Annotated in this window: 11 protein-coding genes; 9 read left to right on the top strand and 2 right to left on the bottom strand. The window is 36.7% G+C overall.

Translation table 11 applies throughout. The features are described 5' to 3' along the window. Nucleotides 1-42: 42 nt before the first annotated feature. Nucleotides 43-750, bottom strand: coding sequence for a beta-phosphoglucomutase (gene pgmB, locus LAV82_RS21300; protein ID WP_499716859.1), 708 nt, complete (start codon nucleotides 748-750; stop codon nucleotides 43-45). A gap of 275 nt (nucleotides 751-1,025) precedes the next feature. On the opposite strand from pgmB, the gene LAV82_RS21295 reads away from it, so the two are divergent. The 9 genes from LAV82_RS21295 (at nucleotide 1,026) to LAV82_RS21255 (ending at nucleotide 11,096) form a co-directional block, all read left to right on the top strand. Continuing rightward, nucleotides 1,026-2,663 carry a PTS transporter subunit IIBC gene (locus LAV82_RS21295; protein WP_499716858.1) on the top strand — a complete coding sequence of 546 codons (1,638 nt, stop codon included), beginning with the start codon at nucleotides 1,026-1,028 and terminating at the stop codon, nucleotides 2,661-2,663. 4 nt (nucleotides 2,664-2,667) lie between these two features. Further along, a complete protein-coding gene (locus tag LAV82_RS21290) occupies nucleotides 2,668-3,453 on the top strand; it encodes an endonuclease/exonuclease/phosphatase family protein (RefSeq protein ID WP_013059869.1) in 786 nt (261 codons plus the stop codon). Between the two features lie 291 nt (nucleotides 3,454-3,744). Further along, a complete protein-coding gene (locus LAV82_RS21285; RefSeq protein WP_013059870.1) occupies nucleotides 3,745-4,845 on the top strand; it encodes a glycosyltransferase family 4 protein in 1,101 nt (366 codons plus the stop codon). Further along, nucleotides 4,842-5,780, top strand: a complete 939-nt coding sequence (locus tag LAV82_RS21280) for a glycosyltransferase family 2 protein (RefSeq protein WP_013059871.1) — start codon at nucleotides 4,842-4,844, stop codon at nucleotides 5,778-5,780. The genes LAV82_RS21285 and LAV82_RS21280 overlap by 4 nt, the downstream gene beginning before the upstream one ends. A 2-nt stretch (nucleotides 5,781-5,782) precedes the next feature. Continuing rightward, nucleotides 5,783-7,501 carry a DUF6020 family protein gene (locus LAV82_RS21275; RefSeq protein WP_499716857.1) on the top strand — a complete coding sequence of 573 codons (1,719 nt, stop codon included), beginning with the start codon at nucleotides 5,783-5,785 and terminating at the stop codon, nucleotides 7,499-7,501. Continuing rightward, nucleotides 7,501-7,836 carry an EamA family transporter gene (locus tag LAV82_RS21270; protein WP_013059873.1) on the top strand — a complete coding sequence of 112 codons (336 nt, stop codon included), beginning with the start codon at nucleotides 7,501-7,503 and terminating at the stop codon, nucleotides 7,834-7,836. The genes LAV82_RS21275 and LAV82_RS21270 overlap by 1 nt, the downstream gene beginning before the upstream one ends. Then, complete coding sequence (locus LAV82_RS21265) at nucleotides 7,829-8,161, top strand: EamA family transporter (protein ID WP_013059874.1); 333 nt, start codon at nucleotides 7,829-7,831, stop codon at nucleotides 8,159-8,161. The genes LAV82_RS21270 and LAV82_RS21265 overlap by 8 nt, the downstream gene beginning before the upstream one ends. 30 nt (nucleotides 8,162-8,191) lie before the next feature. Next, nucleotides 8,192-9,694 (top strand): murein biosynthesis integral membrane protein MurJ, encoded by a 1,503-nt coding sequence (gene murJ / locus LAV82_RS21260; protein WP_013059875.1) that lies wholly within the window; start codon nucleotides 8,192-8,194, stop codon nucleotides 9,692-9,694. 25 nt (nucleotides 9,695-9,719) lie between these two features. Continuing rightward, entirely contained in the window at nucleotides 9,720-11,096 is a 1,377-nt protein-coding gene (locus LAV82_RS21255; RefSeq protein ID WP_078082236.1) for an O-antigen ligase family protein, read from the top strand. Nucleotides 11,097-11,123: 27 nt separating this feature from the next. Here the strand turns inward: LAV82_RS21255 and LAV82_RS21250 are convergent, their stop codons facing one another. Continuing rightward, entirely contained in the window at nucleotides 11,124-12,923 is a 1,800-nt protein-coding gene (locus tag LAV82_RS21250; protein ID WP_211078633.1) for a cation:proton antiporter, read from the bottom strand. Nucleotides 12,924-13,106 lie beyond the last annotated feature (183 nt).

Genomic DNA, 13,106 nt, shown 5'->3' with positions numbered 1-13,106 from the left:
ATATGTTTTTTTGCGCTTTGCTACTTGCATGTAAAAGATTTACTAATTTTTTGTATACGCTCTGTTATAATCTGTTCCTTTTCTTGCTTTTTCGAAAACCTCTTTGATCGTCTTTAAATGCAAATCAGCTGTTGAATATACGTGAAAATTCATATCCTCTTCCTTCAGATGCTTACCAACGCCGATAGAAACCATATCTGTTTGATTAATAGCTTTTATACCCGCCTCTCCATCTTCTATAGCCACACATGCATGGGGTGTTACTTTTAGTTGATCGGCAGCTGTCAAAAATATTTCTGGATCTGGTTTTCCCTTCTTTAATTTTCTCACATCCACAATGCAATCAAAAAAAGGACGTATTCCTAACGCATCCACTACAGTATTTGCATTTGAACTAGAAGAAGCAATCGCCGTTTTAATACCTTGTTTTTTACAATCCTCTAACAACAATTGTATTCCTGGAAGTAAGTGATTCTTTGTCATTTCCTTTATTAATGCTTGATAATGCTTATTCTTTTCATCAGCAAGCTGTTCTTTTTTTTCCACTGTGAGACGCACGTTACCTTGTGCAGCAATGAGCTCTACAGTTTTCACTCGGCTGATTCCCTGCAGCTGCTGATTTAGTTCTTCAGAAAATGAAACGTTAAGTTGATCTGCTACTTTTTTATTTGCTTTATAATATAAATGTACCGTATCTGCAATAACACCGTCTAAATCAAAAATAATCGCTTGTAGCTCTTCTTTTTTCATATTATCCTCCTCTGTACTTGTCTTTATGCCATTATTTGAATGCTTTTATTACATTCCATCATGTTAAAATACCGTTGATATTGTTCACTTTATCATAAAAATTTTTTCATCATTTATGATTCATGAATAAATTTTTCAAAAAAAGAGAAATTACAGTCTTGCATTATGAAAGCCCTTTTATTACAATAGGGTTATGCAAACGGTTGCACTATCTTGGAAATATAGTTTATCAAAAAATAAAATGAAAACCCATACATAGGGGAAGGGGAAAAACTATGAAAAAGTTCTTTTCATTTGATTTTTGGCAGAAATTTGGTAAGGCTTTATTAGTAGTAGTAGCGGTTATGCCCGCAGCTGGTATTATGATTTCACTTGGAAAGCTAGTTGCAATGACTGGGGGAGACATCACTGCTGTACAAACAATTGCACGCGTGATGGAAGATATAGGTTGGGGTATCATTACAAATCTTCACATCTTGTTCGCTGTTGCCATCGGGGGATCTTGGGCAAAAGAACGTGCTGGCGGTGCATTTGCTGCACTCATTGCATTCATTCTTATTAATCGAATTACAGGAGCCATTTTCGGAGTTAAAGCAGAAATGCTCTCAGATTCAAAAGCAACGGTTCAATCACTGTTTGGACAAGAATTAGTTGTAAAAGACTACTTCACATCTATTTTAGGATCTCCCGCTCTTAACATGGGAGTGTTCGTAGGAATTATCGCTGGGTTTTTAGGCGCGAATTTATTCAATAAATATTACAACTATGATAAATTGCCTGAAGCCCTTTCGTTTTTTAACGGTAAGCGCTTCGTACCATTTGTGGTCATCGGTGGTTCAGTTGTAACGGCACTGCTTTTATCCATTGTATGGCCGTTTATCCAAGGTTCATTAAACAGCTTCGGACAGTGGATTGCAACATCTAGAGACACAGCTCCTATTCTAGCACCATTTATTTTCGGAGCATTAGAGCGCCTGCTTCTTCCATTTGGTCTTCATCATATGCTGACAGTTCCTATGAACTACACGGAGCTAGGTGGTACGTACAAAATTTTAACGGGTTCTGGAGCAGGTTCCACTGTTGCTGGTCAAGACCCTTTATGGCTTGCTTGGATTGCAGATTTAAATAATTTCCGCGCTGCAGGAGATATGGACAGCTACAAACAGCTCTTACATGACGTTACACCTGCACGATTTAAAGTAGGACAGATGATTTTATCTTGTGCGTCATTAATTGGAATCGCTTTAGCAATGTATCGGAACGTAGATCCTGACAAACGTTCGAAATATCGTTCAATGTTCTTTTCAGCTGGACTAGCTGTTTTCTTAACAGGCGTAACAGAACCGATTGAATTTATGTTCATGTTCGCGGCACCTCTTCTATACGTCGTATACGCCATTATGACGGGACTGGCTTTTGCCATTGTTGATATTGTTCATGTTCGAGTACACTCATTTGGTGTAATTGAACTATTAACACGTACACCAATGATTATCAAAGCCGGACTATGGGCTGACTTAATGAACTTTGTCATCGCCTGCCTTGTATTCTTTGGCTTAAATTTTGGAGTGGCAAACTTCTTAATCAAACGTTTTAACTTCCCAACGCCGGGACGTAACGGAAACTATATCGATGAAGAAACAACTGCAACAAGCAGCAAGAAGGTGAAAAATGATTCGCTTGCCCCAGTCATTATTGGACTGCTTGGCGGAGAAAACAATATTGAAGACGTTGATGCTTGTATGACTCGCTTACGTGTAACGGTAAAAGATATACATGCCGTTGCAGGAGAAAGTGAGTGGAAACAAAACGGAGCCCTTGGTTTAATCTTGAAAGATAAAGGGGTACAAGCTATTTATGGACCTAAAGCGGATGTTTTGAAATCCGACATTCAAGATTTGTTAGGAGCTTAACATAATGAAGCTATTAACGTTAAATTGCCACTCTTGGCAAGAGGAAAATCAGCTAGACAAGTTATCTTGTCTAGCTGAAGTAATTAAAAAAGAAAAATATGATGTCATTGCTTTACAGGAAGTAAGCCAAAAAGTAGACGCACCTTATGTATATGACTACATTCGTAGCGATAATTACGCTTGGCTTTTAGCAAAAGAACTGGGTAAGCAAGGTGAAGACTATCAATTGGTATGGGATTTATCTCATATAGGCTATGAAGTGTATGAAGAAGGAATTGCCATTTTAACGAAACACCCGATTATTGAGGAGCATTCATTTTTTGTTTCACAAACGTCAAATATTGACTATTGGAAAACGAGAAGAATTGTTGGAGCAACAATCGAATATGAAAAAGAACTCCTTACGTTTTATTCTTGTCATCTTGGCTGGTGGGATGACGAGGAAGAGCCGTTCAAGCAGCAAGTTGATACGCTGCTAGCTCATGTACACAAAGATAACCCATTTTTCCTACTCGGAGACTTTAATAATGACGCTCATAGACGAAATGAAGGTTACGACTACCTGTTGAGCCAAGGCCTCTATGATACGTATACTCTATCGAACAAAAAAGACAGCGGTATTACAGTTAAAGGTAACATTGCTGGATGGGATGATAATGAACGGGCACTGCGCCTTGATCTAATTCTATCGAGTCATGCGCAGGATATTCAGTCATCAACTGTGGTTTTTAACGGCATACATTATCCCGTTGTTTCCGACCATTTTGGGGTAAGCGTTGAAGTGAAATAAGTGACATAAAGCGAACGAATAGCGTTCGCTTTTTTTCGTGTGATTATGATGATGTGAAAATCATCTTCTTTACTGCTTTATCTATCGTTTTAGAAGTGTCCGATAAACTTTCGCATTTTAAAAAGTAGGTGTGCTATAATATTGTGATGTTGGCGATATGCAACCCATTTTTGCATGTTTATCGATGAAATCGCTCAACTTAATAGTAAGATGATACATGTAAGCTCTATTTAAATGAACACCCGTTGTCATTATCATAAACTAATAAAGAAAAATAGGTGTGAAACAATCATGAAAATTTTGTTGATTTCAAATATGTATCCTTCGGAACAATTCCCAAGCTATGGTGTATTTGTTCAAAACACTGAAAAAATTTTAGTTCAACATGGTATTCAAGTTGATAAAATTGTCATGCAAAAAAAGACAAGCAAATTAAGCAAGCTTTTTAGCTATGCTTCTCATTATGCTAATGTCGTCTTGACGGGCTTGACAAAAAACTACGACTACCTTTACGTACATTATGCATCTCATAATGCTCTTCCGCTGCTGATTCTTAAAAAGCTAAAGAAGAATGTGAAGATTGTGACAAACGTGCATGGTTCAGACGTTGTACCTGAAGTACCTTCACAGGAAAAGTATCAGCCTAGAGTAAATGACTTATTGCAACATTCCACTAAAATTATTACTCCTTCTCCTTATTATAAAGGGCTCGTTGAAGAGAAATATAAGGTTCATAACCCAATCTATATTTTTCCAAGCGGAGGAGTGAATAAAGATCTGTTTCACCCTTATGCAGATAAAAGCAAAGCTTATCAAGAACTAAACTTGGACCCTACTATCCGTTATCTTGGATGTGTAAGCCGCATTGATGTGGGTAAAGGATGGGAATACTACCTGCAAGCAATTGCAAAAGCTGAACAACAAATGCCCACTTCTTACAAATACCTATACGTTGGAAGCGGAAAAGACGAAGCTGCATTTAAGGAAATGATCAAGACTCTGGGCCTAGAGGAAAAAGTCATCCATTTCCCTCTCCTTCCTCAGTCCTCTCTTGCTTACGTATATAATGCGATTGAAGCATTCGTGTTTCCGACCGTAAGAAAAGGAGAAAGTTTGGGCTTAGTCGGACTCGAAGCTATGGCTTGCGGAGCACCCGTAATTGGGAGTCAGATTGGTGGTCTAAAAGATTACATTATAGACGGAAAGAATGGTCTATTCTTTGAGCCTAAAAATGTAGACGAACTAGCTTCACAGCTACAGGCTTTTATTAATCTTCCTGAAGATGTGAAACAGCAAATGTCTCAACAGGCGTTACAAACAGCAAACCGCTACACAGTAGATGTAATTGCTGAACAACTCCCAACAATTTTTTTTGATGAGGTGGAAAAATGAAAGTCGCAGTTTTAATTCCTTGTTATAACGAGGAAGTAACAATTGGAAAAGTAATTGACGATTTCAAACGCGAACTGCCTAGTGCAGATATTTATGTGTACGATAACAATTCAAAAGATCGCACAAGTGAAATTGCACTTGAACACGGGGCAATCGTCAAAAAAGAATTCAAGCAAGGAAAAGGAAACGTTGTACGTTCGATGTTTCAAGAAATTGATGCAGATTGTTATGTCATGGTAGATGGGGATGATACGTATCCTGCAGAATTTGTTCATCAATTAATTGAGCCTATTAGAAATCGAGAAGCTAACATGGTCATTGGAGATCGTTTATCAAACGGAACGTATCTCGAAGAAAACAAACGTGCTTTCCATAATTTTGGTAACAACTTAGTACGTTCTTTAATTAATGGCCTTTACAAAAGCAACATTAAAGATATCATGACAGGTTATCGTGCGTACGATAAATTATTTGTAAAATCAATACCTGTGATGAGCCCGGGATTTGAAATTGAAACAGAAATGAGTCTTCACGCGTTAGATAAACGCTTCCGCCTAAAAGAAATCGCGATCGATTATCGCGATCGACCTGAAGGCAGCGAATCGAAACTTAATACGTTCTCTGATGGATTTAAAGTGTTACGAATGATTTTTACGTTATTTAAAGAGTACAAGCCGCTTCAGTTCTTCTCCATTTGGACAGTGTTATTTATTGTCGCAGGATTAGCTGTTGGTGCTCCAGTACTTTATGAATTTTTTGATACAGGCTTTATTACTAAAGTACCTTCATCTATCTTAGCAACTGGATTGATGGTGTTAGGTGTTTTATCTTTCGTCTGTGGATTAATTCTAGATACAATCGCTTCATTAAATCGCAAGCAATATGAATTAGAACTAAATAAAAAAATTGAACAGATTGAACAAGTAGGAGAATAACAATGATGAAGAATAAAAAAAGTATTTTGCTGCTTACAGTAACAGCTTTAATTATTCTTATCGGTTTAAGTATTGGTAATCCAGACGGTGTTCAATATCTTTCCCTTTTTGCTGCACTTGTATTTACCATCATAAGCTCTATTTTTATAAATAAAAATAGAGCTTATGCTTCATTTAAACCGCTAGAATGGCTATTGCTGATTGTTTTTTCGTTTATCGTACAGTTTTCGCTTTTAGATAACTTACATATGACGAGCTCAACTATTTTTTCACTCGTTTTGTATGCCATCAGCCGTACTTTATTGGCAATGCTGCTGACGGCCGCTGTACTCAGCGCTATCAAACAGATAAACGATTTTCACTATAAATTTGCACACCCAAAGCGTTACCTAGGAATTGTTACGATTCTTATTTTAGCTGTTAGTCTATATTACTGGTTCGCCTTTTTCCCAGCGGCCATGACTCCCGATTCATTAGCACAGTGGAGACAGGCACATAACGGAGAATTTAACGATTGGCACCCTATTATGATTACGTGGCTGATTATGCTGCTGACAAAAATATGGGATAACCCAGGAATTGTAGCATTCACGCAAATTGTTGTTGTAGTAAGCATATACGCCTATACGTTTGACTTTTTCATTAAACGCAAAGCACACCCTGTTATGATTGGACTTTTAACAGCTATTATTGTCATTATTCCAAGCTTTTTAATCTTTTCAATTATTATTTGGAAAGATATTTTATACAGTGCTTTTCTGCTGTTTTTTACGGTGAATATTGCAAAAATCTATTTATCAGAAGGTGCTTGGATTAAAAGTAAAGCAGGCTTTTTCTTACTTTTACTTTCCGCATTTGGAGTAGCTTTCTTTAGACATAATGGTTTTCCTGTATTTGTTTTGACTTTCCTTTTAATGATCGTCTTATTCAGAAAAAATTGGAAACCTCTTGTCACGATTTTCTTAGTCGTCTTTATTTTACAAAAGATTGTTACAGGCCCTGTGTTCACTTGGCTTGATGTACAGCCTTCGGATCCAAATGAAGCTTTGTCTATCCCAACTCAACAAATCGCAAACATCATTTCAAATGATGGGGAGATGTCAAGAGAAGAGCGCGAATATTTTAATAAAGTGCTTCCTATTGAATTGTGGAAAGAAAAGTACAATCCATATAAAAGCGATCCTATTAAATTCACTTGGAAATACTACGACCGCGAGTTTATTTTTAATGATCTAGGTCTTTATTTTAAGAATTATGCTAGCATTGTCATCAAAAATCCTTATCTAGCAACGGAAGGCTTTCTCAAACAAACGGCTTTAGTATGGCAAATCAATCCTTTTAAAGATGGCTACACAGATACGTATGTAACCAACATTTATTACGGCAATGATTTAGGTCTTAAAAATAAAGTAATCGAGCCGTTTATTACGCATACTGCCAATGCTTACTTAGCTATTTTTAAGCACCCTGTTTTTACATTCTTATGGAAACCAGCTTTTTATCACTGTGTCATTTTATTATTTTCATTAATGCTAGTGATTCGAAGAGGAATTACGTCACTTATTATCGTCATTCCTTGGGCTCTTAACACGCTTTCTGTTCTTGCGGCATTGCCGGCTCAAGATTTTCGATATTTATTAGCAAGCGTATTTGTGTCTTTCTTCTTTATTGGTCTTCCTTTTGTCCGATTTGATCAGAAAGAAAGGGATGTGACCTCCTGATGGAGAGCAATTACAACAAAAAGCTAGGAATCACACTCATTATCGTGGCTTCCCTGTTTACAGCTGTTGGACAACTTTTTTGGAAGTTGTCCGAAGCTTCATTTAACTTAAATTTAATTATTGGTTTTTTTCTTTATGGATTAGGAGCGGTTTTTATGATTGCCGCTTTTAAATTTGAAAGAGTTTCCTTACTTCATCCATTTTTAAGCCTAGGATACGTAATCAGCATTGCTCTTGGTTTCTTTCTATTAAATGAAACCATTAGCCCTATGAAGCTGGTCGGTACTCTTATTATTATCGTAGGTGTAATTTTAGTAGGTGGCCAAGATGAATAGTATCCCGCTTTTAATTATTATGACCCTTTTAGGTTCAGTTGGAGCTGTCTTTTTCAAGTATATTTCTACGTATTTAAATGAAAAAAAGATAAAGCTAGCGCTTATTTGCTTTGTGGGTGGCGGCCTTTTTTACGGGACGGCAGCTCTGCTTAATGTGTATGTTTTAACGCTGTTACCTTATTCTATTGTATTTCCGCTCACGTCTATTACGTATATTTGGACATTAACATTCGGTTACTTTCTAATTAAAGAAAAAGTTACAACAAAACAAGTTATCGGCTGTATTCTTCTAATTGTCGGATGCTTCTTTATTGCTAATAGTTGATGAGATAACTTGAAAAGGTAGGAGTTTCGCATGAAAAACTTAAAATTCGCGAGCATTTTACTGCTCATATCAACATTATTTTTGAAATTTTCTAGTATGATTCGTGATTTAGTTATTGCTAACTATTTCGGTACAAGTTATATCGTCGATTCATACAACGCAGCAATGATCATTCCAAACGCTTTTATTTTATTTATGTTAACGGGGATGAAGGATGCGTTTATTCCTAGTTATTTACGTTATGAAAAAGAAAATAAAGGAAAGGTTCATTTGACTAATATTGTTAAATCAACCTTTCTTATTTGTTTCATTATTTCGGTTCTCGGATCAATTGCCGCTTTCTTTTACTTTCCCGCTTCGTATTCTAATTTTTCCAAAGCAGCAATTGAACTAGGAATTTATACGGGCGTTATGTACTTTTTATCTCTTTCACTAGTTGGAGTGAATGCCGTATACGAAGGTGTATTTGATGCACGAAGTCAATATTCTTTCTCCGTGTTTTCTCAAACGGTTGTCGTACTATTTACGATTTTAAGTACAATCCTATTACATTCAATTATGGGCGGCTATGCAATTGCTCTTGGCTATTTTATAGGAACAATTGCTTCTTTCTTAATTAAAGTTGTCTATTTTAAACCGCAGCATCTGCTGTTATGGAAGCAAAAAATTGACCGTGATGAAGTGGTGGCTTTTTATAAAGTATTCATCCCTGTTGGTGTGACCATTATGGTCGGTCAAATTAATTTAACTGTAAACTTCTTCTTTGCTGGCTCCTTTGGTGAAGGTGTTATTTCATACTTAAATTACGCCTTCAGACTTGTAAGTATTCCCCAGGCAATATTCGGGGTTACGGTCGCAACCATTATTTATCCGCTGATTGCAAGAGCCATTTCTGAAAAAGATGAAGAACGCTTTAAATCAGGAATTGAAAAAGGGATTACTTTTATGCTGATGCTGCTAATTCCGACGATTGTTATTATGATCTTTTATATGAAAGACATTGTAATGATTGCTTATCAGCGCGGTGCATTTGACGCACATTCAACGTTAAAAACAACGGATGTATCTTATTATTACCTAGGTTCGGTGTTTTTCTATTCGCTGCAAGCTGTTCTTGCAAAAGGATTTTATTCTCTTCAAAAAGGTTATCTTATTATGAGAGCAGGCTTATTATCCATTGTGTTAAATATCATCTTTAACATGATTTTCACTAAATTTATGGGATACCAAGGATTAGCACTTTCCATGTCAGTGGTTGCCTTTTTCTACACGGCCATCGTATTCGTTATGCTGGCAAAACAAATCAATCACTTCCATTACGGATATCTAGTGAAAGAAACAGGAAAAATTCTTTTAGCTTCCGTACCTGTTGCTATCGTCATGTTCTTCTTAAAGGACATCGCATTTTTGAATTCATTACATGTTATCTTACGATTTGGTATTGTCTGTATTGCAGGTGGTTTAGTATACTTAATGTCGACGCTATTATGCAGAGTAGAAGGTGTTATGCTTTTAGTTAAAAGAAAACGTTAATTCACGTAAAACAGGAGAGTACTATATGAAGAACACATACTGGTTATTTTTTCTGTTCGTTGGTTTTATTTCAATTCAGCCAATTATTGATATGCTAACGACGTACATGGTTTTGAACATGGATAGTGGTCTCTCAATTGGGGTTGTTATTCGCTTTCTATATATGATTTTTGCAGGTGTCCTACTTTTAGTGTTTGCCAAACAGTCAAAATGGGCTAGATATTCGATTATCTACCTTATTGCTTTTGCACTCTTTCTTGGACTCAATATCTACTTAAATCATCAATGGAAAGATCCTTATTATATTGGGCAAGAAATTAAATTTTTCAATAAGGTTGTTTATATGAACGTTACCTTACTTGGAATGATTGTGATGTTTTCACATTATCGATCGTCTGTGGATGTAAAAAGAATACTGAGCAAAAACTTATTGACTGCTTCACTCATCATCAGTATTGTTTTTATCGGTACAATGCTAACAGGTACAGCACTAGAGAGTTATCAGTATAATAAAATCGGATTCAAAGGCTGGTTTTATGCAGCGAATGAGCTAGGGGCAACCATTGCTATTTTGCTTCCTCTGACACTGCTTTTAGCTTTAGATAAAGTACGTTCGTTTTCAAAAGCTTATTACTGGATTCCTTTTATCTTATTAGCCGTTTCATCCATCATGCTTGGAACGAAAGTAGGCTTAGGTGCCGTTATTCTTTCTTTAGTTGTAGCAACAGTTGTCTTATTTGCAAAATTATTTACGAATAAACGCAGCTTAATTAAAGCCAACTTAGTAATCTCAATTCTGCTTTTAATTGTAACCGGAGCAACTACTCCGATTTCTCCAGCTTATAAAAACACATATACGCACATCGATATGTTAGAAGCTAAAAAAGAGAAAACAGAGAAAGAAAAGCCGGAAAAGAAAGAAAAAGAAAAGCCTGCTAAAAAGAAAAAACAAAAGGAATCAAATTTAGATGACAAAGATATTCAAAATCTGATTCTAAGCAGCCGTGAGCAATTTTTAGCTCATCATAAGGAAGAGTATGCAAAAGCACCTATTGCACGAAAAATGATAGGTATGGGCTTTTCTGGTGACTATACCAAGCAGCTTCCGCCAAAGATGATTGAAATGGATTTTTATGATTTGTTTTTCTCTTTAGGTATCATCGGATTTTTACTATGGGTTCTTCCACTTCTAGTAGTTGGTTTAACCGTGTTGGTTCGATTATTTAAAGACCCATCACAGCTTCTGGATGAAAGCTTTATGATGTATAGTACAGCAATTGTATTAGCTCTTGGAATTGCTTTTGTAGCTGGACATGTCTTCACCGCACCAGCCGTTACCATCTATTTTGCAGCAGCTGCTGCTTATCTGTTCGTCATTCATTTTAAACAAAGACAAGCATAAAAAACAGGCCATTGAAGGCCTGTTTTTTTATCTTTTTAATGGCTGAAGGCTTAATACCGTATCACCCGCATTAACGTTTATTTCTTGATCATGAGCAAAAAAACTCAATGCCTTTCCTTGCTTGCTCACTGCTAGTAAAAGAGAATCATCGCTTTTCTCCTCAAGATATGTTTCATACGTATATTCATCCGTAATTTTTGTATTGTAAATCGTATATCCGTGCTCCATTTTATGATGCAGAAACTCCCACGTAATTCCTTTCTTAAAGAGCATGCGTCCTCTTACTGTGTGCATAATTTCATCGACGTCTTCTCTTGAATCTTCTTGGTCACGAATGCTCAATTGAAAAACATTGTTCCGCCCCATATCTTGAAGAAAAGCAGTACAAACAAGCGCATTATATGCATCTAACTCAGTTGCAGCAATCACGTATTCATAAGGAGTTAAATCTAAATGATATTCCGTTTGCTCAGCTAGAACTTCTCCGTGATACACATCTACTTCCGCTCTGCGCGCAACTCTTAAACGCTCCCACGAAGAATCAGCAACTAATACTGGATAGCCCAGCTGTTTTAACTTGGAAGCAAAGGCAACCGTAAAATCATTGCTTCCTACAAGCAAAATACCAGGTTCTTCTCCAATTGATAAATCAAGCTTCTTAGCTAGCCATGAAAGGGAAAAACCGTGTGCACAAACCGTAGCAAACACTAAAGCAAATGTCAGAGTTGTTAGGATGGAAGCATCTTTAAATCCTTCATCAATTAGTACTTTCGCAAAGTAGCTCGAGACCGTTAACGCTACAATTCCGCGCGGGGCAATCCAGCCAATCAGTATTTTTTCTTTTATAGATAAATCTGTCCCTACCGTTGATAAAAAGATGGAGACAGGTCTGACAATAAACAGCATAAGTAAAACAAACAAAATAATATTCCAATGAAAAATTTCAGTAATGGTCTTCATCGTCAGTCCAGCCGTTAACATGATAAAAATAGTAGAAGTCAATAGAACCGAAATGTTTTCTTTAAAATGTCGCATATCACTAATAGATGAAATATGCATATTAGCAAGCGTAATTCCCATCGCTGTTACTGCTAGAAGACCTGTTTCATGCTTAATTTCATCAGCTACCGTAAAGCAGGCAATAACGACAATAAATACGACCGGAGATTTTAAATACTCTGGAATATGACCCTTTTGAAACATCCATCCTATTCCGCGGCCAAGAAGCCACCCTATTAAAACAGCAATAATAGAGGCTGCAAAGAAAAAGAGAATTGTTTTTCCACTCACTTCTCTCAGCACTAAAAATTGAACAACTTCAAACGAAAAAACGGCCAGCAGTGCACCAAATGGATCAACAATAATACCTTCCCATTTTAAAATCGCTGCTGGTTTTGGCTTTAATTTAGCTTGTCGTAAAAGAGGTAAAATCACGGTTGGACCCGTCACAATAAAAAGCCCTCCGATAACAATTGCCACCGCCCATGATAAATCCGCTATATAATGAGCAGCTAAAGAGCCTAAAATCCAAGCTAGCATGGCTCCGAGCGTCACAATGCGAAACACAGGCTTTTCGATTCCCCTTACCTCTCTCATGTCTAAATTCAAGCTGCCTTCAAATAAAATAACAGCTACAGCAATCGATACAAAAGGATCAAAAAGCTGAGCAAATTGTGCTTTAGGATCAATTAAACCTAAAATAGGGCCTGTTAGTAGTCCGATAATTGACATCACGACAATTGCTGGTAACTTAAATCTCCAAGCCAGCCACTGAGATAGAACTCCTAGTCCCACTACGAGCGTGATATGTATAAGCATAGGTTCCATTGTATCTTCCTTCTCTCGTTCGCATAATGTGTATATATTTTCCCTAAAATAAACCGATGTTATACAGGAAGAAACAAACACTACCTTGTTTTACCACTTTTTCAAAAATGCTAAACGCATACTCTTTTCTTTGAATCCAAGCTGCTTTCTTTCTTTCATTCGACACATATTTTACTCGTGTTT

The organism is Bacillus sp. ILBB4 (genome assembly GCF_035064545.1).
Taxonomy (GTDB): domain Bacteria; phylum Bacillota; class Bacilli; order Bacillales; family Bacillaceae_H; genus Priestia.
Note: the sequence above shows the minus strand (reverse complement) of the source record. Positions and strands in the feature narration are given on the sequence as shown.